Raw genomic sequence first — 24,306 nt, forward strand, 5'->3', positions numbered from 1 at the left:
ATTCTATTTTATACTATGGTTTTTCCACTGTCAACAGCCACAGCTGCCATTTCACGCTGTTCTTTGTGCCTCATTTCCACAAGTGCCTTCGGATAAGCAATACAGCCATGGTTGTGCCATGGATCGTTAAAATAATAAGATGTATCATCATAGCCCACCAAAAGCATACAGTGCTCATTGGAGATCCATGTAAATCTGCTTTCATCTGACAGATACCAGTCAGGACCTATGATCGTTTCTTTTAAATCGATACTTGCCCAGTAGATCACAGGGATATCGTGATCAATATAATTTTTTATCATATCTTCCATGGACATTCCGGTAATGTCTTCTGCTCTCTTTGGAATTTGTTTTTCTTTAAATAACCTGTTTAATGCGGAAACGATCACCGGCGGATAACACCCGAAAGAATCTGCATCATACGGACTTCCCGCAAACTTGAAAAAAGGGTCAGGGCCGTAAAGCCTGTCCCCTTTTTTCTGCATTGGTTCTTTTATCAGATAATCATCGATAAACTGCTCTGGTGTGACCATAATTTTAAGATACCATAAAAGCATGACTGTAGAGATACTCTCACATCCTGTCGGATACTCTTTCGTCTGGTCGATATAAGGTACTTTGATCACCTTTTTCATGCTGTTTTCTTACTCTCCTTTTTACGGATCGCAAATAATACTGCGATCAAGATCACTGCTGAACTGCCAAGTGAGATCAGCCAGTTTTCACTGATACCTGCGATCAGATAACCGACGATACAGATGACTGCCACGATGGCTGCATACTGCATCTGCGTCTGTACGTGATTGATATGGTTACTCTGTGCACCGGATGATGACATGATCGTCGTATCGGAGATCGGTGAAACATGGTCACCACATACTGCACCTGCTAAAACTGCGGAAACTGCAATGATCATCATTTCTTCATCACTGCCTGCATACATACCGACAACGATTGGTACTAAAATGGCAAATGTGCCCCATGAAGTACCTGTAGAAAATGCTAAAAATACAGCGATACAGAACATGACTGCCGGAATGACTACACTTGCAGTTGCATTGGCACCTACAGTACTTTTGACAAAATCAGAAATTCCAAGATTGTCCCCCATTCCTTTTAATGTCCATGCAAATGTCAGAATCAGAATTGCCGGAAGCATCAGTTTTGCACCTTCTACTAAAGCGCCCATAAAATTCTTAAAGGAAATAACTTTTCTCGGCAGATAAAGAACTGCCATAAAGATCACAGTTACCATTGTAGCAAAGATCAGACTCATCTCAGCATCACAGTTTGCAAATGCATCGATCACATTTCCTGCCCCGCCTAAGAATCCGGTATAGACCATTGCAAATACTGCCGATACGATCAAAACTGCTACCGGAAGTACAAGGTCGATCACCTTACCGTTAGGATTGACATGTTTCTCTGCTTCCTGCATTGCTTCAAATTCTTCCCTGCCTGATGTAAACAGATCTCCGTTTGCTGCATTCTGTTCATGCTTTTTCATTAAACCAAAATCTAAATTCCAGCCGATTACGAACAGTACCATTAAAATTGTCAGCAATGCGTACAGATTATACGGAATTGTCCGTAAAAACAGCTGGAATCCAGTCAGTGAACTATCTTCCGGCACATAGGAATTGACTGCTGCTGCCCAGCTTGAGATCGGAGCAATGATGCAGACCGGAGCAGCTGTTGCATCAATGATATATGCTAATTTTGCCCTTGAAACCTTAAACTTATCCGTTACCGGACGCATAACAGAACCAACTGTCAGACAGTTGAAATAATCATCTACAAAGATCAATATTCCAAGTCCGGTCGTTGCATATAATGCACCTTTTTTATTCTTGATCTTACTGCTCGCCCAGTTTCCATAGGCTGCTGAACCACCTGACTGCGACATCAATACAATGATCATACCTAACAGTACATCAAAGATGATGATATTTAAGTTCATACTATCTGTCATTGTGTTAAATAATGTTTCAAATGTCGCCCAAGGCTGAAATCCTGCTGTAAATAATGCACCTAATAATACACCACAAAACAGTGATACATAAACTTCTTTTGTTATCAATGCTAATACGATTGCTACGATCGGCGGAACGATCGACCACCATGTTCCATACATAGGAAACTCCCCTCTTTCTTTTGTTTTTTACGTTATAACTATTCAGAACCCCACTCATATATTCGCAAAACCGCACGATAAATCGTGCTTTACCGCTGCTTTGCAGCTATTTTGCTCATATATGGGGCGGTGGCTCTATTCGAGCCACCTTACGAATCATAAAAACTGCTACTTACATGCAAGCATGACGTATCAATTTTTATGATTCTAAGGGGTTCTGAATAGTTAGTTTACGTTATAGGATACTGCTGCCCTCACACTCTGGTGTCAGGTCAAATAATTTCAGGATTGTTGCGGCAATATCGCAAAATCCTTTTCGTGTGCCAAAATTGATGCCGGATGGGATACTTTCTCCGACCATTAAAAGCGGCGTGTACTCTCTGGAATGATCTGTTGACGGTGTACTCGGATCACATCCATGGTCTGCGGTGATCATCAACACATCATCTTTTCTCATTCTCTGTAACAGCTTTGGCACCTGAAGATCAAAATACGTCAGCGCTTTTGCATAACCGTCCACATCATTGCGATGTCCGTAAAGCATATCATAATCTACCAGATTGGTAAAACACAGACCTTCAAAATCTTTTTCCATATATGCGAGCGTTTTTTGGATACCATCTTCATTACCGGTAGTCCTTACATATTCTGTAATGCCACGCTCTGCAAATACATCAATGATCTTGCCGACAGAAAGCACATCATAACCTTCTTCTTTTAGCTGGTCTAACATCGTAACCTTAGGCGGTTCTAAAGAAAAATCATGCCGTCTGACGGTTCTTGTAAACTTTCCGGCCTCTCCGGTAAATGGTCTTGCGATCACTCGTCCCACGCCATTTTCACCCTGCAGGATCTCTCTTGCGATCTTACAGTACTCATACAGCTTTTCTACCGGAACGATCTTCTCATGGGCTGCCACCTGAAAAACAGAATCTGCTGAGGTATAGACGATCAGATCTCCTGTCTGTAGATGTTTCTCCCCATAATCACGTATCACATCTGTACCGGAATACGGCTTATTGCACAAAACACCTCTGTTCGTTCTCTTTTTAAATTCTTCAATCACTGCTTTTGGAAATCCATTCGGATACGTCGGCAATGGTGCTTTGGATACAATACCTGCAATTTCCCAATGTCCGATGGTGGTATCTTTTCCTTTGGATAATTCTTCCATACGGGCAAAAGAGCCAGTGGGATTTTTCTCTTTTTCCCCGATATCAACACCATCTATATTAAAAAATCCAAGTTTACGCATATTCGGCATAGAAAAATATGGACTTTTTGATGCTGCAAGAAGTGTGTTGCTGCCTGCATCACCATAATCTGCCGCATCCGGCATTTCCCCTATGCCTACACTGTCTAATACGATCAAAAATACCCGTTTCATGGTGCACCTCCATTTTCATATATAAAAGCACCGCAGGCTAAAATTCCTGCGGTTACTATTCTACCATATTCTTCTATTGTTTGTAAATTACTCTTAAGGCTTAGAGTACGATCCGCAGTATAAAATATTTTTCGTCTACTCCAAACTGACAGTTCCCCTTTAATTTTTCTGTCACATAGCGGATACTCTGTGTTCCAAAACCATGACCGGGCTCTCCTGATACCGGAAGTCCATCTGCCATATGCGGTTTTTTTCCATATGTATTCCTGATAGAGATCAGTAGTTTATCATTATGGGTACGCATATCTAATCCGATTTTTCTTTTCCCTGTTTCTAATTCCTCAACTGCATGGATCGCATTTTCTAATGCATTTGACAGGATGGAAGATATATCGCTGTCTGCATACTCTAATTTTTTTGGTATGCGGATCGAATAAGTAAAATCAATCTGTTCCTCTTTCATCTTATTTTCATAAGAAGAAAGGATCATATTGACGATCTTATTGGTACAGTATTTTTTTCCTGCGGTGCTGTCTACTTTTTCGATCACTTCATGGATATAGCTCAATGTCTGCTCTTTTTCTCCATTTTCTACAAATCCTGCGATATCGTTTAAAAAATGCCGCATATCATGCCGTAAGATCGCTGCCGTATATTCTGACTGTTTCATCCGCTCTACTTCTTTTTCGGACTGTATCCGCTGTAATTCCATTGTTTTATTCTGTTGTTCCGTTTCCATTTTTTCCTCATACTGTTTAAAATACAGGATCAGAAACAGCACATACGAGATACAGAGCATAAATCCTAAAAATTCTGTTACCACTTCGCCTGCCGAATAGAACAGCTTCGTATAAACAGTCACTGCATAATCATACAGATAATACACAAATGGAATGAGCCCGAAAATAACAATATCTTTTGTGTCTTTTCTGAGAAGTTCTGCTATGGCTGCAGCTGCAAAATGCATAAGTAGCAAAAAGATCAGTATATTGACAATGATCCTCGTTCCATAATATACCCACTGCTGTTCTGTCGCATTAAAGATGAACACTCCGATCCAGTTACTGATCTGACAGCACAGATATACGATAGACACTGACAATGCTGAAGGGAACAGCTTATAGCGGTATCCTTTCCAGAAAAGCAGTATCAGCGGCAGATGCATGATCATAGGATAGATCCGCTCTGTAAATTCCACACCGCCTGATAAGAAAGAAATGGTATTAAGTATTCCTAATATCACAGCAACGCCTAAGAATTTTAAGATATTGCTGCGGTTCATTCCGATCCCTAAAAAAGCGGCAGATAAATATATTCCAAAAAGCATGATCACACCATAATGTATGATCTCAAGAATATACTCAAACATATGCTCCCTCCCAACTATATGATCCGATCAGTTTTGAAACATATATGCAAAATATGCCTCCTTAAATGCCTTTCCATATCCTCTTGCAATAGGAATCCGGTAACCGGATCTCGTATTGATCTCTGATGCGTTAAAATTATCGACGTTTGGAATATAAACGATATAACTTCTGTGGCATTTAAAGAATCCCTCGCTGTCATTTAACTTATTTTCAAAGGAACTTAGTGTTTCTGCCGTTGCAGCCGTTTTTCCATTCTGCATATAAAAAATGATCGTCTTATTCTGTGCTTCAATATATTCGATATCCCGATAAAAAATCTTCTGATAGCCGAATTTGGTCTTTACTACAAGATATTTATTATCAGCCTGAAAATCCCTGCCACATTCCTCTAACAGTTCCCATAATTTCTCATAGGATACCGGTTTTAACAAATATCCTTTTGCCTTTACTTCATAGGATTCTAATGCAAATTCCGTTGATGAAGTCAAAAAGATGATATCTGCTGTCATATCCTGTTTCCGAAGTTCCTTTGCTGCCTCCATCCCATTAAATAATGGCATGATGATGTCTAATAAGATAATATCCATCTGATGCATGGCATTCTTTGCGATCAGATCATCCCCATTGTCAAAACAAAAGATCTCAACACTTCTCCCACTTTCTTCCGACCATCTTTCAATCATAGAGACCGCATCTTTTAAAAATCTCTCATTATCATCACATACAGCAATCCGCAGCATATTACTCTCCTTGTATCCTCATTATCATTGTAACTATCCTATATTCTCATAGTTACCTGCACCACTATTATACACATATTTCCATGTAATTGCATTAGATTTAAAAATACCGTCCCAAAACTTCTGGGACGGTATAGTTATTGGTGTGTGACGATCTATTTTGTTTTCTTTGAAACAGCCTTTGACCAGTCGCTGTAATACTTCTGGCCTGCTACTGTTTTGTAAGTACGGACCTGTACATAGTAGGTCTTTTTCGCTTTCAGCTTCTTGATCGTAGTGGTAAACTTGGTATTCTTTTTCAAAGTTACCATCTTAGCACCTTTCATATTCTTCTTTAAAGCATATCTGATCTGATATCCGGATGTCTGCTTTTTCTGTGCTTTGATCTTGACATTTAACTTCTTAGCACCCGGTTTTAATTTAGCGATTTTTGTACCTTTTGGAAGGATTGTAAATGTCTTTGTCACTTTCGCATTGCCTGAATATGTACCGATAAAGGAAAGTGTTACACTTCCGGTTCCAACATCTTTATTGTTGGCATAAATAACGGAATAATATCTCTTATCTACTTCCTGGCCTGCTGCATTTTTTACTGTGATCACCGGTCTGATGTAATCACCTGTATAAGTATAGCTGTCTGCTGAAAGTGTTACGTCTGCTATGTTCGATGATGTTGTTGTCGTTGTCGTACCGGTAGATGGCTTTTTTGTTGTTGTGGTACCACCTGATGTTGAACCTGAACTCGTTGTATCTGTTACAGTTACTTCATAAGTAGTTGTATATCCACCGCATTTTACAGTGACCGTCTGTTTGCCGATCTTATACCTGTTATATCCACTGTAAGTTACTTCCGGTTTTTCAATCAAAACTTCACTTCCATCACCCATGATATAATAGATATCATTATTACGTCTGAGGAGATCACCTCTCTTATACTCTGTTACCTTTGGTACAACTTTGATCCCCTTGATCTCTGATACTTTGATATCAAAAGATGTAGTAAAGTTTTTATAAGAAACTGTAACTGTCTGTGTACCACCCTTCTTGGTATCATATCCGGTACATGTAACATCTGTCAGATCTGTAACTTCACTTTCTGTTCCATCTGACAGCTGGCAATACAGTTTATAGGAAGGTGTAAAATCTTCTCCAGCCATATATACTTTATCTGTATCCGGTTCTACCCTGATACCTGTAATATCTACGACATTGATATCAAAGGAAGTGGAAAATCCCTTATATGAAATGGTAACTGTCTGTGTTCCCAGTTTACTCATATCATATCCGGTAGCCTCTCCAAGTCCCTGTGCACCAGCATACCATCTTGTTCCATCAGCTGTAACAAAGTAGATCATGTATAATTTACTGAATTCTTCGCCAACGAAGTATTTCTTCTTTACACTCTCTAATTCAATATGTGTTGCTGCTTTATCTGTAGCTGCAATCTCTATCGGATAATGGCCAACACCAAACAATTCTGCAGGTGTTCCAAAATACCGGTACGATGGTTTCTTATCGGATTTATTATTCTCATTTCCTGCTCCGTAATATCGGTTTTGACAATCCCATGTCATATCTATATAATGCCATGATCCATTACAGTATACAGCATTCCATGCGTGGGAATCTGCCAATGACAAATTATTTTCAATGCCATCATCTAATACATCACAGCCGCGTCCTGTGATATAGACAGACGGAATACCTACTGCCTGAAACATCAATTCACCTAAGGATGCAAATCCTGCACAAACTGCTAATTTATTTTCAAATACCCAGCTTGCATTTCCACGATTCGTTGTATTGCCGCTGTTTAATGCTTCCATATCATAAGATACATTCGTGCATATCCAGTCATGGATCGTCTTGATCTTCTGGAGATCTGTGGAACAGTTTGCTGTCAGTTCTTTCGCTTTTGCAACGATCTCATCATATTTTTTACATAAGATCAGTCCGTTATAAGTTGCCGGGCTTGCATAATCTTCCGGTTTATAATTTTCATTCAGATCTTTTAACATATTCACATTTAACTCGCCATATGGTGAAAAGATCTCAGCCACTCCATCCCGGATCTCAATATACAAAGCGATCATATACTGAAAATAGGAGATTCCAGTGCTTGAAACTGCATAGACATAAACAGGTGTCGTATAGATTCCATCTTCATAAGAAGACATATCATATGATATCGTACATTTCGTTCCTGAAAAATCCGAACCAGCCTTCGTATCTAACTTTCCACCCTCTGCTACATATAACCTTGCAACAAACTTACTTTTTGTGCGTTCTGCAATACCTGCGTCAGCATCTGCTATCGACACTGTCAATTCATTATCCTTTATGACAGCATTCCATTCATAACTTAACGCATCTGAAAGTTCCGATCCCTGCGTCTGTGTGACATTTGCTCTTTTGTAGGCATATACACTGACTGGCTGTACAATCGATAGTATCAATCCAAATACCAGTATAGAAACTAAGAATTTCTTCGCCTGTTCTTTTACTCTTTCCATAAATTTTCCTCCTTTTTGCGATCACTATCATGTATAAATCCATTATACTTCCCAAATAAACAAAAACTTATTCATTTCGTGAAACGTCATTTTTGAGGTATGAAATGCAAAAAGGGTATCAGGATCAAATTACAACAGATCATTCACACCATAAACAGCTTTTTCTTTTATCGAAAGATCTGCCTTTTTCAAAAGATCCGGACGGTATTTCTTCGTACGCATGATTGACTGTTCTCTGCGGAAACTCTCTATTTTATTATGATCTCCTGAAAGTAATACTTCCGGCACTTTTTTTCCATTCCACTCTGCCGGTCTTGAATACTGTGGATATTCTAACAGATTTCCTTCAAAAGATTCCGTCGCACCGGATTCTTCATTTGTCAGAACTCCCGGTACCATACGTGAAATCGCATCTGCCATGACCATAGCCGGAAGTTCCCCGCCTGTCAAAACATAGTCCCCGATCGATACATAATCTGTAACGATCTCCTCTAAGACACGCTCGTCCACACCTTCATAATGTCCGCACAAAAAGATCAGATCTTTTTCAAGTGCAAATTCTTTTGCCATCGGCTGTGTAAATGTCGGCCCCTGCGGTGTCAGATAAATGGTTCTCGGACGATAGCCGATCTTATCTGTTACTGCTAAATATGCATCGTATACCGGCTGTGCCTGCATGACCATACCAGCTCCACCACCATAAGGATAATCATCGACCTTCTGATGCTTATCCTTTGTATAATCGCGGATATTTACTGCTTCTATATGAAGAATATCTTTTTCTACTGCTTTTCCAATGATACTGGTATTTAACCCCTGCATCACCATTTCCGGAAATAATGTAAGGATATAAAAATTCATCGTATTCACTCTTTCTATTTTTGATTCACTTCACGAAGTCCCGGAAGCAGATGCAGTGTTACCATGCCTCCTGCAATATCGACACTTAACACACATTCCCTGATCGCCGGCACTAACAGATCCGATGTGCCTTTCTTTTTAATGACATAGATATCATTTGCAGCTGTCTGTAACACATCGGCAATCTCACCTAATTCCTCCCCTTCATCGGAAACGGCTTTTAAACCGATCAGATCTGCAATGAAATATTCGTTTTCCTCTAATGGTACTGCCTGTTCTCTGGTAACATACAGATCCTTCTGGCGGTATATCTCAACATCATTGATATTGTCAAACTCTTTAAATTTTAAGATCACCATGTTTTTAAAGAATTTCACATATTGGATCGATAATGTTTTTTTCTCTTTTCCTGTATCTAAAATAATCTCCTCTAAATCTAAAAAACGTTTCGGATCATCGGTTGTTGGAAATACTTTGACTTCTCCACGAATCCCATGTGTACTTGTAATCACTCCGACCTTTAATAAATCATCCATATTTATACCTTTCTAAATAGCGTAAAACAGCATCCAAAGAACTGCACTTTCAACAGTGCTTCTTAAGATGCTGTCTGTTTGTCATATGCTGTGATCATTGAACGATATCAACGATCACTTTCTTGTCTTCCTTTGAGGCTGCTGCTTTTACAACGGCACGGATTGCTTTGGCAATACGTCCCTGTTTACCGATCACTTTACCCATATCAGACTGTGCCACACGCAGTTCTACTAAAATTCCTTTTTCGTTCTGCGTTTCTGTAACGACAACTTCATCCGGGGAATCGACAAGTGATTTCGCAATTACTTCTACTAATTCTTTCATCACTTCTACCTCGCTTGTTTGTCTGCAAAAACTTATTTTTCAATTCCTGCTGCTTTGAAGATTCTGCTAACAGTTTCTGTTGGCTGTGCGCCGTCTGCTAACCATTTCTTAGCTAATTCTTCATTTACATGATACTCTGTCGGGTCCTGTGTAGGATCATAAGTACCGATTTCTTCGATAAATCTTCCATCTCTTGGAGATCTTGAATCAGCAACGATGATTCTATAGAAAGGTGCTTTCTTCTGTCCCATTCTTCTTAATCTGATTTTAACTGCCATGATAATTTTCCTCCTAAAATTTAAAAAATGTAATATTTATGATCAAAGCTTCTTTGCTTTAATTCCTGTTAAAACGGAAGGTTAAATCTTCCTTTTCTGCCTCGTTTACCGCCCATCATGCCCGGAAGCTGTTTCATCATCTTTCTTGCCTGTTCAAACTGCTTCACTAAACGGTTCACTTCTGCGATATCCACTCCTGCACCATTTGCGATCCTGCGCTTACGGCTCGGATTGAGCAGTGACGGATTTCTTCTTTCTTCTAATGTCATGGAATAGATAATGGACTCTGTACGGCGCATTCCTTTTTCCGCCTCCGCTTCGTCAATATCCGGCATCTTCATGCCACCCATGCCCGGCATCATGCTCATAATGCTCGAAAGACCACCCATCTTCTTCATCTGACTCATCGAACTTAGATAATCTTCAAAGTCAAACTCGGCTTTCTTCATCTTCTGCTCTAATTTCTTAGCTTCTTCTTCATCGATGGCTTCCTGTGCCTTTTCAATCATTGTCAGCACATCACCCATACCTAAGATACGGGACGCCATACGATCCGGGTAAAACTGTTCTAAATCTGAAAGTTTCTCACCCATACCTATATAAAGAATCGGTTTTCCGGTAACTGCACGAATGGAAAGTGCCGCACCGCCTCTGGTATCACCATCTAACTTTGTTAAGATCACACCATCGATCCCGATTTTTTCATCAAACATACCTGCCACATTCACGGCATCCTGACCTGTCATGGCATCAACCACAAGAATGGTCTGTGTCACATCTACCGCATTCTTAATGGCAACTAATTCGTCCATCATTTCTTCATCTACATGCAGACGACCGGCTGTATCTAAGATCACAACATTAAATCCGTTCTTCTGTGCATGTTCAACGGCTGCTTTTGCAATATCAACAGGCTTATTCTTATCTCCCATGGAAAAAACTTCCACGCCCTGTTTCTCACCATTGATCTTCAACTGCTCAATCGCTGCCGGACGGTATACATCACAAGCTGTCAGCAATGGATTCCTGCCTTTCTGCTTTAACTTACCGGCAATCTTCGCTGTTGTTGTTGTCTTACCTGCACCCTGCAGACCTGCCATCATGATCACTGTGATCTCATTACCTGATTTCAATGCGATCTCTGTCGTTTCGGAACCCATGAGTGCGATCATTTCTTCATTTACGATCTTGATCACCATCTGTCCCGGATTCAGACCGTTCATAACGTCCTGACCGATCGCACGTTCCTGTACTGTCTTGATGAACTGTTTTACTACTTTAAAGTTTACATCTGCTTCTAATAATGCTAACTTCACTTCTTTTAAAGCAGACTTCACATCATCTTCGGTTAATCTTCCCTTACTTCTTAAGTTTTTAAATACGTTTTGCAATTTCTCGGACAGATTATCGAATGCCATATCACAGCTCCTCTAATATTTCATTGGAGATCTTATTGATCTCCGCCCTGATTGTTTCCTGGTTCTTTGCATCATAGGAACTTGTCAGATTCTGAATCGCTCCTACTTTTTCTTTTATATATAGAAACTTTTCCACCAGATGCAGTTTATTCTCATATTCTTCTAATGCCCTGGTGCACCGTCTGACTAAATCATGCACTCCCTGCCTGCTGATGCCTTCTTCTTCTGCGATCTCACTTAATGAAAGGTCATTGAAAAAAAAATCTTCATATACTTTTCTCTGATGCTGATTCAACAGTTCTCCATAAAAATCATAGAGATATGCCTGTTCTACCTTTGTTTCCATCTTATCACCTAGGAAAGGATAACACAGCGAAAAGCAGGTGTCAAGTATTTTTTCTTGACACCTGCTTTTTGCTTGATTTTCTTAGTCTTTCGTTTTTTCTTCTTTTGTATGGATTTCTTTTTTCTTTCTGATCTTTTTTACCTTTCTAACGATCCAGACAATGACTGCGATCACAACCGCTAATACAAAAAATACCGGAATATTTCCGATCAGCCAGATGCCAAAATTACGCAGTCCATCCCCAACATTGTAAAGACTGTCTAAAAACGCTGCACCTGCTTCTGACCAGAACCCCTTCTTTGCTGTTGCATTCTCTCTTTCTACTTCCATGATGTTTAAGTGTACGGTACTATAATCTACCTGATTGTCATAAACTCTTATTTTTGATTCATAAGATTCGATCTGGTAACGTACATTTGTCAGTTCTTCCTGAATCTCAAATACATCTGAAAGTTTCTCTGCTTTTTCTAATAAAGCTAAGAGTGTTTCTTCTTCTGTTTTTAAAGCTTTTAAATGGCTTTCGGTATCGACATACTCTAAGGTCACATCTTCTGTTGTCTTACTGTCATATGTCACTGTCCCGTTCTGATCTACCACTGTGATAAAATCTGCTAATTTATCAGCCGGAATACGGATCGTAAAATTCGCATACTGATTCCGGTACTGTGTACTGCCGCTCATTTCCGAACTTTCGATATAACCGCCAAGTGCATCTACTTTCTGCGTAACGGTAGTAATAAAATCCTGATATTCGCTGGTTTCCACGTTGATCTGTTCTGTTACGATCAGCTTCTTTTCTGTAACAGATGGATCTTCTGCCTTTATCTCATCTTCGTCTGATCCCGCATCTGCCGCATCATCTGCTGTTTCTTCTCCATATTCATATGACACATCTGCTGTCGCATTGTTTGCAGCAGTTTCTGCCGAATCATAGGATGCCGCTCCACATCCTGATAATAACATTGTACAGATCAGTCCTAATAATGCTATTCTTTTTCCCATATCATACCCTCTTTCTATGCTGATTACCGTTTGCGGTTTTACAAACGTTAATCTGTTATTGTGATATTACAGACTCGTACGCACCTGCTTTGGTTTAAACTGCGCTTTTTCTAATGCTTTCATGATCTGTCTTTTATGTTCTGTTCCAAAACATTCTAACGTAATACGGAGTTCTACTGCTGCACTTCTGTTGATGCTTACAAACTGGTTGTGCTCTAACTTAATGACATTTCCCTGTTCTTTTGCGATCGTATCTGCTACTTTTGTCAGTTCACCCGGCTTATCCGGAAGTAATACGGATACGGTAAAGATACGGTCACGTAAGATCAATCCCTGCTGTACAACGGAAGACATTGTAATGACATCCATATTTCCACCGCTTAAAATAGATACAACTCTCTTATCTTTGACATTTAAGTGTTTTAATGCTGCAACAGTAAGCAGACCGGAATTTTCGACTATCATCTTATGATTTTCTACCATATCTAAGAATGCAACAACCAATTCATCATCTTCCACGGTAATGATCTCATCTAAGTTTTTCTGGATATATGGGAAAACATTACTTCCCGGAGTCTTAACTGCGGTTCCGTCTGCGATCGTATTGACAGTTGGAAGTGTTGTCACTTTTCCGGCTTCAAAAGATGCTTTCATACAGCTTGCACCTGCCGGTTCTACACCGATCACTTTGATCTTCGGATTTAACAGTTTTGCTAAAGTAGATACACCGGTTGCAAGTCCGCCGCCGCCGATCGGTACTAAGATATATTCTACTAACGGCAGTTCTTTAAAAATCTCCATGGCGATCGTTCCCTGTCCGGTTGCTACTGCAAGATCGTCAAATGGATGAATGAATGTATAGCCGTTTTTCTCTGCTAACTCATATGCGTGTGCACATGCTTCATCATACACATCACCATAAAGAACAACTTCTGCACCATAACTCTTTGTACGGTTGACTTTGATGAGCGGTGTCGTTGTCGGCATGACAATGACTGCTTTTGCACCATAGCATTTTGCTGCATAAGCAACGCCCTGCGCATGATTTCCTGCGGAGGCTGTGATCAATCCCTTTGCACGTTCTTCTTCGGATAAAGTGCTGATCTTATAATACGCTCCACGTACTTTATAAGCACCGGTAAACTGCATATTTTCCGGTTTTAAATAAACCTTATTTCCTGTCTGGTTACTCAGATAATCACTGTATACCAGTTTGGTTTCAAGTGTAACCTCTTTTACTTTTTCGCTTGCTTCTTCAAATTTATCTAATGTCAGCATGTCTATTCCTCCTCGTTTCCATCTGTTTTAAATAATGCATTCACAAATTCGTCTGCATCAAATTTCTGTAAATCTTCGATTGTTTCACCGACTCCGATATATTTGACCGGGATATTTAATTCTGACTGGATCGCAACGGCGATACCGCCCTTTGCTGTTCCATCCATCTTCGTTAAAACGATTCCTGTAATATCTGCCACTTCCCCGAACTGCTTTGCCTGTGAAAGTGCATTCTGTCCGGTCGTTGCATCTAAGACTACTAAAGTTTCCCGGTATGCATCCGGAAATTCTCTATCGATGATACGGTTCATCTTTCGTAATTCTTCCATCAGGTTCTTTTTGTTGTGCAATCTGCCTGCGGTATCACAAAGGAGTACATCTGCACCTTTTGACTTTGCAGAAGCTACTGCATCGAATACAACGGATGCCGGATCGGCTCCTTCCTGTCCGCCGATCATCTCTACTCCGGCACGATTCGCCCATTCTGCTAACTGGTCGCCTGCCGCTGCACGAAACGTATCGGCTGCCGCAATCACAACTTTCCTGCCCTGATCTTTTAATTTGCCTGCTAACTTTCCGACGGTTGTTGTCTTTCCGACACCATTTACACCGATCACAAGTACGACAGACTTTTCTTCTTCAAAACGGTATGCTGTATCTTCCACACGCATCTGTTCTTTGATACTGTCGATCAGTAACTGTTTACATGCTGCCGGCTCTTTGATCTTATTTTCTTTTACTTTCGCTTTCAGATTCTCGATGATCTCCTCTGTTGCTTTCACACCGAGATCACCCATGATAAGGATTTCTTCGATCTCCTCATAAAAATCATCATCAATACTCGAAAATCCGCTGAAAATAGAATCTATACCGGATACAATATTATCTCTTGTTTTTGTCAGTCCTGCAACTAACCTTCCAAAAAATCCTTTTTTTTCTTCGCCCATACTGCTCTCCTTTTCCTATTTATCCAGATCATTTTCGATCAAGTCAACTGATACTAAAGTCGATACACCTTTTTCCTGCATCGTGATTCCATATAAACGGTCTGCCGCTGCCATTGTACCCCGCCTATGGGTAATAACGATAAACTGTGTATTTTTCGTCAGCTTGTGCAGATATTTTGCATAACGTCCGACATTTGAATCATCTAATGCTGCTTCGATCTCATCTAACAGACAAAACGGTGATGGTTTTAAGTTCTGTATTGCAAATAACAGTGCGATCGCTGTCAGTGCTTTTTCTCCACCGGATAACAGGATCATATTCTGCAGTTTCTTGCCCGGCGGCTGTGCAATGATACGGATGCCACATTCTAGGATATCTTCATCTTCCACTAATTCCAATGTTCCTTTTCCACCGCCAAAAAGTTCCTTGAATGCCTTGTCAAATTCTGTCTGGATCTGTGCAAATTTCTCTGTAAACTGTTTCCGCATACCGGTATCTAATTCTTCAATGATGCCAACTAAGGTTGCCTCTGCTTCGACGAGATCATCATGCTGTGTCTTTAAAAACTCATACCGCTCTGATATTTCTTTATACTCCTCGATCGCATTGACATTAACATCGCCTAACCGTTTGATCTCGTCTTTGATCTGCGCGATCTGCTGTTTTAACTCACTTAAATTCTCATAGGTCTCATCCCGCAGTTCCATGGCTTTATGCAGAGTTAATTCGTATTCATCCCACATATAATTTGTCTGCCGCTCTTTTGCTTCTTCTAGTTTTTCTTTCTGGCTGTTCAAACGGAAGATTTCTTTGTCTAAGACACCCATGCGGTCAGAGATTTCTTCTCTTTTCCGGAAAAATCCCTTATGCTCTGCTGCCATCTGTTCTTTCTGCTTCGTTTTTTCTTCTAATTCTTTTTCTAAACGTGCATATTCTGTATCTGATGCAAGAATTGTCTGACGGATTTCTTCGATATCCTGTTTTTTCTTTTCTGCATCTTCTTTTGCTGATGCAACTTCTGTGGAAAGTTCCTCTACCTGTGCGTCACACCGTTCTATTTCTGCGGTGACACGCTTACGGTTTTCTTCGGCAAATTCACTCTTTTGTCTGATATTCGCTTCTTCCATCTGCACTTCGGAAAACGTTTTATTGACGCTGCTCTCTAAATAGATCTGCTCGTCTAACTGGCTCTGGTAGGCTTCACTTTCTTCTGCGATCTCTGCTTCTCTCTGCTTTGCCGCTTCAATTTCTGCAAGTGCCTGTTCCTTCTGGAATTTTACTTCTTTGATCTGACGGTCAAGATCTGCACTTTCATTCTGGAGATTCTTAAATACGTTTTCACTTTCTTCTTTCTGTCTGCCTGCACGTTCTGCGTTGATCTTCGCTGTATTTTCTAACAGGTACTGCTGCTGGAGTTTTTCCTTGACAGTTTCCATATCATCATTTAAAAGTGCCTGTGCGGTCAAGATTTCCTCTCGTCTTTCTCTATGACGGATCAATGCCTGTTTCAGATGATCCACTTCGACGGTAAGATTTTCGATCTCCCGATTTCTTCCTAAGAGGTTACTGCTGTTTCTAAACGCTCCACCTGTCATAGAACCGCCCGGACGTAAGGATTCTCCCTCTAACGTAACGATGGAAAGTGAATGATGGTATTTCTTTGCAAGTGCGATCGCATTATCGATCGTATCTGTAACTACCACACGTCCTAACAGATAGCTGATGACTCCACGATATTTTTCTTCATGCTGTACTAAAGTATTGGCAAGCCCGATGACACCTTTTTCTTTTAATGCCTCCGGTGTACGGATACCGCCTTTTCCATCTACAGAAGTCAGTGGCAGAAAAGTTGCCCTTCCTAACCGGTTCTGCTTTAGATATGTAATCATCCGTTTTGCAGTCTGTTCATCTTCCGTGACAATATTCTGAATACTGCCGCCTAACGCCGTTTCGATCGCTGTTTCGTATTTCTTTTCTACTTTAATAAGATCCGATACCACTCCTAAAAGTCCGGGTTCTTTTTCTTTCTGCTCCATGACTTTTCGGATGCTGTTTCCATAGCCGTCATATTTTTCAGCAATATTACGCAAAGACTCTAACCGTGATGCGGCTTTATGATACTTGGTCGTATCTTCGTCTAAATTGCGGTTTACTTCTGCAAGTTTTTCTTTCCATGACTGCTGCTGTGCGGTCAGCTTGTCCTGTTCTTCTTTTAACTGCGTGATCGCATCGACAATCTCATTTAATGCCTGTTTCTGCTCTTCTAACAGTACATCTAAATTCGATTCTTCGCTCTTTCTTTGCAACAATCTCTGGTTTAACTGGGCTTTCCGAATATTGACCTGTTCGATCATCGTATCGAATTTCTGTCCTCTTGCCTGAATGGCAGCCTTGTGATTTAATAATTCTAATAATTCATTCTTGCCATTTTCGATGCCTTCATTACATTCTTTGATATGATCCTGTAATTCACGCAGTTCTTTTTCTGCCTTCTGTCTGCGGAGCGATACTTCTTCTAACAGCTGATCCAAACGTCCCTTTTCTGCTTCAAAGGATTCTTTCTGCCTGATCTTTTCCTGCTTGTCCGCCTCAATCTCTGCCACTCGGCTTCTGAAATGCTCATCTGACATCTCGGCTGCTTTGATCTGTTCATTTAAGACATTGATCTGTCCTTCTAATTTTCCCTTTAAGACCGTTGAATTACTAAGATTTTCCCTTGCAGATGTGATATCCGCATCCATTTTTTCAATGGCTGCCTCCATTTTCTCGTATTCTTCTTTGGTCTTATCATAAGCTGCTGTTGTTTCTTTTAACTGTGCATCTGCGATCTGATAATTCGAAAGGACTTCTTTCATCTGACTGTCGATACGTTCTACTTCTAATAAAAACATATTAACATCATATGTCTTTAATTCTTCTCTTTTCTTTAAATAGATCTTCGCCTTTTCTGACTGACGCTCTAACGGTCCTACCTGACGCTCTAATTCGCTTAAAATATCATTGATACGCACCAGATTCTCCCGTTCGATCTCTAGCTTTTTCTGTGCTGCTACTTTTCTTCGTTTATATTTTACGATTCCTGCTGCTTCGTCAAAGAGTTCCCTGCGTTCTTCCGGTCTGCCGTTTAAGATACGCTCGATCTGTCCCTGTCCGATGATCGAATAGCCTTCTTTACCGATACCGGTATCATAAAATAATTCCTGTACATCCTTAAGACGGCATGGACTTCCATTGATCAGATATTCACTCTCTCCAGAGCGGTATACTCTTCTTGCAACGGTCACTTCTTTAAAATCAATATCTAACATATGATCGGAATTATCTAACGTGATCGCCACATATGCATAACTTAAAGGTTTCCGGTTCTCTGTTCCCGCAAAAATAACATCCTGCATACTAGAGCCTCGAAGCTGTTTTGCCCTCTGCTCTCCTAATACCCAGCGGACAGCATCTGAAACATTGCTCTTTCCACTTCCGTTCGGGCCGACAATACCGGTGATCCCATTGTGGAAATCAAGGACGATTTTATTTGCAAAGGACTTAAATCCATGCACCTCAATACTTTTTAAATACATATCTTCCCCCGGTTTCCTATTGTTTTCCTGCTGCTTTTAATTCATCTGCTTTTAAAATCAGAAGTGCCTGATATGCTGCCTCCTGCTCTGCGGCTTTCTTTGTATGTCCCGTTCCTGTTCCAATGACCTTTTCACCGATACGCACTTCTACAGAAAAACTCTTATCATGGTCAGGACCGCTTTCACCGATCAGTTTGTAATTAAGCGATTCCTCATAATGTCCCTGAACGACTTCCTGCAGGATAGTCTTGCTATCATAAAAGAGCTTTTTATGCTCGATATCCGTCAGAATAAATTTCAGGATAAACTCTTTTGCATTAGTAAAACCACCATCCAGATAAATTGCACCGATCACTGCTTCTAAGGCATCGGATAAAATGGATTTTCTTGTACGTCCTCCGGTCATATCCTCGCCTTTTCCAAGACGGATAAATTCTCCTAACTGTATCTGCGGTGTGCAAGCTGCCAGTGTCGGCTCACATACTAAACTCGCACGCAGTTTTGTAAGATTCCCTTCCGGCAGATCGGGATAATTCGTAAATAAAAACTCACTCGAAATAACTTCTAATACCGCATCCCCTAAAAATTCCAGACGCTCATTATCGGAATGTTTTTTCATATGCTTTTCATTCGCATAAGAACTGTGTGTTAATGCCTGCTGTAAAAGATGTGGATTTTTAAACTCGTATCCGATGAGTGTTTCAAACTCGTTTTGTCTTCTCATATGATCCTCCTGTTTATCCGAATAGAAAAAGCCCATGCAAGGGCTTTATCCATTCTTACTATGCATTTATTAGTTTAACGCATTCTTGATCTGTTCTACTGCATCAGAAACTGTTACGATCTTCTCAGCATCTTCATTCTGGATCTCAATATCAAACTCTTCTTCAATTCCCATAATGATCTGGAAAATATCTAAAGAATCTGCTCCAAGATCATCTACGAATGTTGTATCCATTGTAATCTCGTCTGCATCTACATTAAGTACCTCAGCAATAATCTGTTTTAATTTTTCAAATTCCATAAAATCTTCCTTTCTACTCCTCTCCATCAGCAGAGTCTATAATATTCTTTTTTATTTTTCCATTGATATCCTGCTCTTTGAATGTCACACACTGGATGATCGAATGTTTCACTTCGGCTGCTTTTGAACTTCCATGTGTCTTAACTACAAGGCCATTCAAACCTAACAGGGGTGCTCCCCCATAAGCAGTTGCATCAAATGATTTCATCGTTTCTTTTAATGCCGGTTTGATCAGCAATGCACCGATCTTACTTCTAAGGCTGCTCATCAGTCCTTTTTTTACCATGCTAAGGAATGTTGATCCGACACCTTCATATAATTTTAAGATGACATTTCCCGTAAATGCTTCACAGACAATAACATCTGCTTCTCCATGCGGTATCTCCCTGGCTTCAATGCTTCCTACAAAATTGATATCTTTACATTCTTTTAACTTCGGAAATGTTTCTTTGACAAGAGCATTTCCTTTTTCTTCTTCTGCTCCGATATTTACAATCGCAACCTTTGGATTCTTAATATTCATTACATGTTCCATATAAATAGAACCCATCTTTGCAAACTGTACTAAATGGGATGGTCTTGCATCCACATTTGCACCACAGTCAATTAAAAGTGATACACCTTTTTCTGTCGGGATAAGTGGTGCTAATGGAGGCCGCTCCACACCTTTGATCCTTCCAACGATCACCTGTCCGCCGACTAATATGGCTCCTGAACTTCCGGCTGATACAAATGCATCTGCCTCCTTTTGTTTCACCATATTCATGCCGACTACGATTGATGACTGCTTTTTCTTGCGAATTGCCATTACCGGCGGTTCTGCTGTTTCGATGACCTCCTCTGCATGTACAACAGTGATCTGCTCTGTAGGATATGAATATTTCTTTAATTCTGCTTCTACTGCATCCTGCTGTCCAACAAGAATAACCTGTATGTCTTTTCTTGTATTTACGGCATCTACTGCACCTTTTACGATTTCTTCCGGTGCATTGTCACCACCCATGGCATCTACAGCTACCTTAACACAATCCTGCATTCCATCTTCCTCCTCGTATGCCATTTTCTGCACACCTATTAGCAATATACTATATCTTTTTCTATAAATCAAGACACTTTTCCCTAACAGTTTGACCACTACGTTACTGTTCACACCTAACAGTGTGACCAGCAGCGATTACAGCCCATTTAAAACGCCTCTACGAGGAAGGGACTGTAATCACACAATAATTAACACTATGGCGCATAGCTTGACAGCGCAGTGTCAAGCTTGCGTCTGAACAGTAACACCACTACCGTTACTGTTATGATACCCTAACTCTCCTGCGTCCTCATATATTTACGGAAGATCCTCTCTAAAAGGGGGTTGATCGATACCATAACAGCTGCCGGTACGATCAGAACTGTCGGCAGAACCAGATATAAAAGCCCTGCTGCTAACAGAAGGATCACTGCGATCAAAAGTGTGAACGGCAAATGAGCAATCAAGATCAGAGTAACATTTTTTAAGATTTCTTTTGTCGTATTCTCAAATCGTGCGGTATAAGCAAACAGATAACAGATCCAGACACTAAGGAATACGAAAAATACCAGAAAGAAATAGAATAAATATCCCACCGGCATCTTACTTACAAGCATCTGATAGGTCAGATACAGATCTATGAATAAAAATCCTAAAAGACCTAATGAGATCAGCCACAATATGACCGTCTGTTTCAAATTTGTGCGGAATGCTTTGATAAAGCTCCTGAAAACATATCCTTCTCCATGGATGATCGCTTTATTGACCGTATAATACAGTGCCGTTGCCGCTGTTCCTGCTGTAATGACCGGAATGGAACATACCAGAAACAGAAGGCTTACAAAAATGCAGTCTACCATCTGATTGATAAATTGGAAAAATTTATTGTCATAATTAAAGATACTGCCTAAATTCATGGTGTTATTCTCCTGTGATAAAAGTCAAAAAAGCCATATGATAAGGCTTTTTGCATACTCATCTTATCATACAGCTTTTGGTTTATCAAACTTTTTCTTCTTTTCACAATCTATTGCTGTCGAAGGATAATTACCACTTCTGTTCCTTTTCCTATAACGCTGTTCACCCGCAGATCCACGATAGCCCCAAGCAAAAGAATCACTGCATAAAAGAACTGCACTTGCAAGCTGCATTGCAATCAGAAGTTTTCTCTGATGTTTATCAGAATTTTTTCTGATAAACATACACAATGCTGTAATCAGCAAAAAATAAGGATTAAGCAAACAGGCTCAATCCTTATCTCATATTACGTATTTCCATTAGATGCTACTGTGTAACGTCTTAATGATTCAATAAAGCCTTTATTGAATTAGCAATGTGCTTTTTTTGCATCATTGTCTTATGAAAAGCTCGATTTGTATGGGAAAATTATTCTCAGATTTGTAGTTCTGCAAATGTTTCATCGGTAAACGAAACGAAAAATGATGATGATAGTGTAAACACTAAGATTGATGAAATTGGAAGTGAAGATATATATGAATATAATTTTAGGGACAAACAGATTGATTTCTGCTTGTCCCTATTTTCATATTTCTAGTTATTAGTCCTGCGGAATGATTTCTTTCTTATTGTAAGAACCACAGTTTTTGCAAACTCTATGAGGCATCATTAACTCGCCACATTTGCTGCATTTTACTAATGCCGGAGCAGTCATTTTCCAGTTTGCACGTCTTTTATCTCTTCTTCCTTTGGAAGATTTGTTCTTTGGACAAATTGACACAGGTTACACCTCCTTAAATTGATTAAACACATCTTGGATAGCTGCCATTCTCGGATCAGGTTCTGTTCTGTCACATGAACAAGGCTTGTAGTTCAGATTCGTACCACATTTTCTGCAGATACCTTTACAATCTTCCCTGCACAAAACCTTCATAGGCCAGTTTACCAAGATCTCATCATAGATAAGTCTATCTACATCCAGATTGGACCCAGTCATATAGTCTGTATCCTCTGCATCTTCATCCTCCTCTGCCGACGGATTTCCAAGCGGATATCTCCGGTCGATCACAAGATGGATTTGAACTGACACTTCCTCTAAACACCTGTCACAAGGAATTGCAATCGTTACATCTGTTTCTCCCTGTATAAGCACACGCTTATTATCCTGATTCTCAAGATGCAACACGAATGGTGCTTTTTTTGTGATAGAAAACTCACCTAATTTCGATTTAAAGACTGCAAGGTCTGATAAAACCTGCTGTTCCACGATCTTATTCTCAATCGATAGTATATCTGTAATATCTACTTTCACATGTATCTCCTATTCACACCTAAACAATTATACATACGCTTCTATCATTTGTCAATGATTATTTTACCAAAGCTACCGTTTCACGACAGATTGCCAATTCTTCATTTGTCGGAACCATCCATACAGGGATCTTAGAATCTTTTGTTGTTAATTCTACTTCTACTGCACGAACACTGTTATTAACGTTTTTATCGATCTTAATTCCTAAGTAATCAAAGTAACTGCAGATTTCTTCTCTGACACCGTTGTCATTCTCACCAACACCGGCTGTAAAGCAGATCACATCTACACCATGCATTGCTGTGATGTAAGAACCGATATATTTTGCTGCTCTGTAGCAGAATACGCTTCTTGCGAGTTCTGCACGTTTGTCACCTTTTTCTGCTGCTGTTTCAAGGTCGCGGAAATCACTAGAAATACCGGAAATACCATATGCACCGGATTCTTTGTTCAGTACATTTAAGATACCTTCCATATCTAAGTTCTCTTTTCTTGCAATATATTCTACTGCGGAAGGATCAATGTCACCGGAACGTGTTCCCATTACTAAGCCTTCAAGTGGGGAAAGTCCCATGGATGTATCGATGGATTTACCGTTTTCTACTGCACAGATACTAGCACCGCCGCCTAAGTGGCATACGATGATCTTTAATTCTTCATAAGGTTTTCCTAAAATCTCTGCGATACGTTTGGAAACGTAGCTGTGGCTGGTTCCATGGAAACCGTATTTACGAACCTTGTAATCTTCATAATATTTATATGGGATTCCGTACATATATGCTTTTGCAGGCATTGTCTGATGGAATGCTGTATCAAATACACCTACCATCGGAACATCTTTACCGAGCACTTCCTGGCAGGCATGTACCCCGATCAGGTTTGCAGGATTGTGAAGTGGTGCTAATTCGGAGCATTCTTCTACCGCTTTGATCACTTCTTCGTTGATGATCGTAGAACTTGCAAATTTCTCACCACCGTGTACTAATCTGTGTCCGACAGCTTCGATCTCATCTAAACTCTTTAATACACCGGTCTTTGGATTTACAAGTGCGTCTAATACCATGCGGACTGCCTCAGTATGTGTTGGCATTGGTGCTTCCGTAATCTCTTTTTCTCCCCCTGCCGGCTGGTATACCAATCTTCCGTCGATTCCAATACGCTCACAGATTCCTTTTGCTAATACTTCTTCGCTATCAGAATTGATCACCTGATATTTCAAAGAAGAACTACCACAGTTAATTACTAATACGTTCATGATTCTATCTCCTCTTCTAAGTAATTTTA

The 24,306-nt window shown here is 40.1% G+C and carries 24 protein-coding genes; all 24 read right to left on the reverse strand.

The features are described from left to right. Window positions 1-8: 8 nt before the first annotated feature. The 24 genes from H8S17_RS04120 to H8S17_RS04235 all read right to left on the reverse strand — a co-directional run bounded on the left by H8S17_RS04120 (window position 9) and on the right by H8S17_RS04235 (window position 24,277). Complete coding sequence (locus H8S17_RS04120) at window positions 9-635, reverse strand: C39 family peptidase (protein WP_186866353.1); 627 nt, start codon at window positions 633-635, stop codon at window positions 9-11. Beyond that, window positions 632-2,134, reverse strand: a complete 1,503-nt coding sequence (locus H8S17_RS04125; RefSeq protein ID WP_186866354.1) for a Na+/H+ antiporter NhaC family protein — start codon at window positions 2,132-2,134, stop codon at window positions 632-634. The genes H8S17_RS04120 and H8S17_RS04125 overlap by 4 nt, the downstream gene beginning before the upstream one ends. 235 nt (window positions 2,135-2,369) lie before the next feature. Continuing rightward, entirely contained in the window at window positions 2,370-3,521 is a 1,152-nt protein-coding gene (locus H8S17_RS04130; RefSeq protein WP_186866355.1) for a phosphopentomutase, read from the reverse strand. Between the two features lie 100 nt (window positions 3,522-3,621). After that, window positions 3,622-4,890, reverse strand: coding sequence for a sensor histidine kinase (locus H8S17_RS04135; protein WP_186866356.1), 1,269 nt, complete (start codon window positions 4,888-4,890; stop codon window positions 3,622-3,624). A gap of 27 nt (window positions 4,891-4,917) precedes the next feature. Next, a complete protein-coding gene (locus H8S17_RS04140; protein WP_186866357.1) occupies window positions 4,918-5,631 on the reverse strand; it encodes a LytR/AlgR family response regulator transcription factor in 714 nt (237 codons plus the stop codon). Between the two features lie 155 nt (window positions 5,632-5,786). Next, window positions 5,787-8,144 (reverse strand): transglutaminase domain-containing protein, encoded by a 2,358-nt coding sequence (locus H8S17_RS04145; protein WP_186866358.1) that lies wholly within the window; start codon window positions 8,142-8,144, stop codon window positions 5,787-5,789. Between the two features lie 129 nt (window positions 8,145-8,273). Next, complete coding sequence (gene trmD / locus H8S17_RS04150; RefSeq protein ID WP_186866359.1) at window positions 8,274-9,005, reverse strand: tRNA (guanosine(37)-N1)-methyltransferase TrmD; 732 nt, start codon at window positions 9,003-9,005, stop codon at window positions 8,274-8,276. 14 nt (window positions 9,006-9,019) lie between these two features. After that, the gene (gene rimM / locus H8S17_RS04155) at window positions 9,020-9,541 is read right to left on the reverse strand and encodes a ribosome maturation factor RimM (protein ID WP_178050507.1); all 522 of its coding nucleotides are present in this window, start codon (window positions 9,539-9,541) and stop codon (window positions 9,020-9,022) included. A 94-nt stretch (window positions 9,542-9,635) separates the two neighbouring features. Next, window positions 9,636-9,866: a KH domain-containing protein gene (locus tag H8S17_RS04160; RefSeq protein WP_178050506.1), complete on the reverse strand. Its 231-nt coding sequence runs from the start codon at window positions 9,864-9,866 to the stop codon at window positions 9,636-9,638. A 32-nt stretch (window positions 9,867-9,898) separates the two neighbouring features. After that, entirely contained in the window at window positions 9,899-10,144 is a 246-nt protein-coding gene (rpsP, locus tag H8S17_RS04165; RefSeq protein WP_178050505.1) for a 30S ribosomal protein S16, read from the reverse strand. Window positions 10,145-10,212: 68 nt separating this feature from the next. After that, window positions 10,213-11,562, reverse strand: a complete 1,350-nt coding sequence (gene ffh / locus H8S17_RS04170; protein WP_186866360.1) for a signal recognition particle protein — start codon at window positions 11,560-11,562, stop codon at window positions 10,213-10,215. A gap of 1 nt (window position 11,563) precedes the next feature. Next, entirely contained in the window at window positions 11,564-11,908 is a 345-nt protein-coding gene (gene ylxM, locus H8S17_RS04175) for a YlxM family DNA-binding protein (RefSeq protein WP_186866361.1), read from the reverse strand. 81 nt (window positions 11,909-11,989) lie between these two features. Next, entirely contained in the window at window positions 11,990-12,910 is a 921-nt protein-coding gene (locus tag H8S17_RS04180) for a DUF4349 domain-containing protein (protein WP_186866362.1), read from the reverse strand. A 66-nt stretch (window positions 12,911-12,976) separates the two neighbouring features. Next, on the reverse strand, window positions 12,977-14,188 hold the full coding sequence (gene ilvA, locus H8S17_RS04185; RefSeq protein WP_186866363.1) for a threonine ammonia-lyase: 1,212 nt from the start codon (window positions 14,186-14,188) through the stop codon (window positions 12,977-12,979). Between the two features lie 2 nt (window positions 14,189-14,190). Next, window positions 14,191-15,135 (reverse strand): signal recognition particle-docking protein FtsY, encoded by a 945-nt coding sequence (gene ftsY, locus H8S17_RS04190; RefSeq protein WP_186866364.1) that lies wholly within the window; start codon window positions 15,133-15,135, stop codon window positions 14,191-14,193. A gap of 15 nt (window positions 15,136-15,150) precedes the next feature. Beyond that, window positions 15,151-18,711, reverse strand: a complete 3,561-nt coding sequence (gene smc, locus H8S17_RS04195) for a chromosome segregation protein SMC (RefSeq protein ID WP_186866365.1) — start codon at window positions 18,709-18,711, stop codon at window positions 15,151-15,153. A 16-nt stretch (window positions 18,712-18,727) separates the two neighbouring features. Next, window positions 18,728-19,435, reverse strand: coding sequence for a ribonuclease III (rnc, locus tag H8S17_RS04200; RefSeq protein WP_178050419.1), 708 nt, complete (start codon window positions 19,433-19,435; stop codon window positions 18,728-18,730). A gap of 69 nt (window positions 19,436-19,504) precedes the next feature. Continuing rightward, window positions 19,505-19,735, reverse strand: coding sequence for an acyl carrier protein (acpP, locus tag H8S17_RS04205; protein ID WP_178050418.1), 231 nt, complete (start codon window positions 19,733-19,735; stop codon window positions 19,505-19,507). A gap of 13 nt (window positions 19,736-19,748) precedes the next feature. Continuing rightward, window positions 19,749-20,771: a phosphate acyltransferase PlsX gene (gene plsX, locus H8S17_RS04210; RefSeq protein WP_178050421.1), complete on the reverse strand. Its 1,023-nt coding sequence runs from the start codon at window positions 20,769-20,771 to the stop codon at window positions 19,749-19,751. 275 nt (window positions 20,772-21,046) lie between these two features. Next, window positions 21,047-21,670, reverse strand: a complete 624-nt coding sequence (locus H8S17_RS04215) for a YesL family protein (protein ID WP_186866366.1) — start codon at window positions 21,668-21,670, stop codon at window positions 21,047-21,049. 66 nt (window positions 21,671-21,736) lie between these two features. Continuing rightward, on the reverse strand, window positions 21,737-21,955 hold the full coding sequence (locus tag H8S17_RS04220) for a hypothetical protein (RefSeq protein WP_186866367.1): 219 nt from the start codon (window positions 21,953-21,955) through the stop codon (window positions 21,737-21,739). Window positions 21,956-22,311: 356 nt separating this feature from the next. Next, window positions 22,312-22,491 (reverse strand): 50S ribosomal protein L32, encoded by a 180-nt coding sequence (rpmF, locus tag H8S17_RS04225; RefSeq protein WP_006858546.1) that lies wholly within the window; start codon window positions 22,489-22,491, stop codon window positions 22,312-22,314. 3 nt (window positions 22,492-22,494) lie between these two features. Next, the gene (locus H8S17_RS04230) at window positions 22,495-23,022 is read right to left on the reverse strand and encodes a YceD family protein (RefSeq protein ID WP_178050411.1); all 528 of its coding nucleotides are present in this window, start codon (window positions 23,020-23,022) and stop codon (window positions 22,495-22,497) included. A gap of 58 nt (window positions 23,023-23,080) precedes the next feature. Further along, a complete protein-coding gene (locus H8S17_RS04235) occupies window positions 23,081-24,277 on the reverse strand; it encodes an acetate kinase (RefSeq protein ID WP_178050410.1) in 1,197 nt (398 codons plus the stop codon). Window positions 24,278-24,306 lie beyond the last annotated feature (29 nt).

Origin of the sequence: Roseburia zhanii, from assembly GCF_014287635.1 — a bacterium.
Classification (GTDB): domain Bacteria; phylum Bacillota; class Clostridia; order Lachnospirales; family Lachnospiraceae; genus Roseburia_B; species Roseburia_B zhanii.

Coding starts and splice junctions, on each gene's coding strand:
- H8S17_RS04130 (WP_186866355.1), bottom strand. CDS start 3,521: ATGAAACGGGTATTTTTGATCGTATTAGACAGTGTAGGCATAGGGGAA.
- ffh (WP_186866360.1), bottom strand. CDS start 11,562: ATGGCATTCGATAATCTGTCCGAGAAATTGCAAAACGTATTTAAAAAC.
- plsX (WP_178050421.1), bottom strand. CDS start 20,771: ATGCAGGATTGTGTTAAGGTAGCTGTAGATGCCATGGGTGGTGACAAT.
- H8S17_RS04160 (WP_178050506.1), bottom strand. CDS start 9,866: ATGAAAGAATTAGTAGAAGTAATTGCGAAATCACTTGTCGATTCCCCG.
- H8S17_RS04120 (WP_186866353.1), bottom strand. CDS start 635: ATGAAAAAGGTGATCAAAGTACCTTATATCGACCAGACGAAAGAGTAT.
- ftsY (WP_186866364.1), bottom strand. CDS start 15,135: ATGGGCGAAGAAAAAAAAGGATTTTTTGGAAGGTTAGTTGCAGGACTG.
- H8S17_RS04180 (WP_186866362.1), bottom strand. CDS start 12,910: ATGGGAAAAAGAATAGCATTATTAGGACTGATCTGTACAATGTTATTA.
- ilvA (WP_186866363.1), bottom strand. CDS start 14,188: ATGCTGACATTAGATAAATTTGAAGAAGCAAGCGAAAAAGTAAAAGAG.
- rpsP (WP_178050505.1), bottom strand. CDS start 10,144: ATGGCAGTTAAAATCAGATTAAGAAGAATGGGACAGAAGAAAGCACCT.
- H8S17_RS04135 (WP_186866356.1), bottom strand. CDS start 4,890: ATGTTTGAGTATATTCTTGAGATCATACATTATGGTGTGATCATGCTT.
- H8S17_RS04145 (WP_186866358.1), bottom strand. CDS start 8,144: ATGGAAAGAGTAAAAGAACAGGCGAAGAAATTCTTAGTTTCTATACTG.
- H8S17_RS04140 (WP_186866357.1), bottom strand. CDS start 5,631: ATGCTGCGGATTGCTGTATGTGATGATAATGAGAGATTTTTAAAAGAT.
- ylxM (WP_186866361.1), bottom strand. CDS start 11,908: ATGGAAACAAAGGTAGAACAGGCATATCTCTATGATTTTTATGGAGAA.
- H8S17_RS04220 (WP_186866367.1), bottom strand. CDS start 21,955: ATGTTTATCAGAAAAAATTCTGATAAACATCAGAGAAAACTTCTGATT.
- H8S17_RS04125 (WP_186866354.1), bottom strand. CDS start 2,134: ATGTATGGAACATGGTGGTCGATCGTTCCGCCGATCGTAGCAATCGTA.
- rimM (WP_178050507.1), bottom strand. CDS start 9,541: ATGGATGATTTATTAAAGGTCGGAGTGATTACAAGTACACATGGGATT.
- H8S17_RS04235 (WP_178050410.1), bottom strand. CDS start 24,277: ATGAACGTATTAGTAATTAACTGTGGTAGTTCTTCTTTGAAATATCAG.
- acpP (WP_178050418.1), bottom strand. CDS start 19,735: ATGGAATTTGAAAAATTAAAACAGATTATTGCTGAGGTACTTAATGTA.
- rnc (WP_178050419.1), bottom strand. CDS start 19,435: ATGAGAAGACAAAACGAGTTTGAAACACTCATCGGATACGAGTTTAAA.
- smc (WP_186866365.1), bottom strand. CDS start 18,711: ATGTATTTAAAAAGTATTGAGGTGCATGGATTTAAGTCCTTTGCAAAT.
- trmD (WP_186866359.1), bottom strand. CDS start 9,005: ATGAATTTTTATATCCTTACATTATTTCCGGAAATGGTGATGCAGGGG.
- H8S17_RS04215 (WP_186866366.1), bottom strand. CDS start 21,670: ATGAATTTAGGCAGTATCTTTAATTATGACAATAAATTTTTCCAATTT.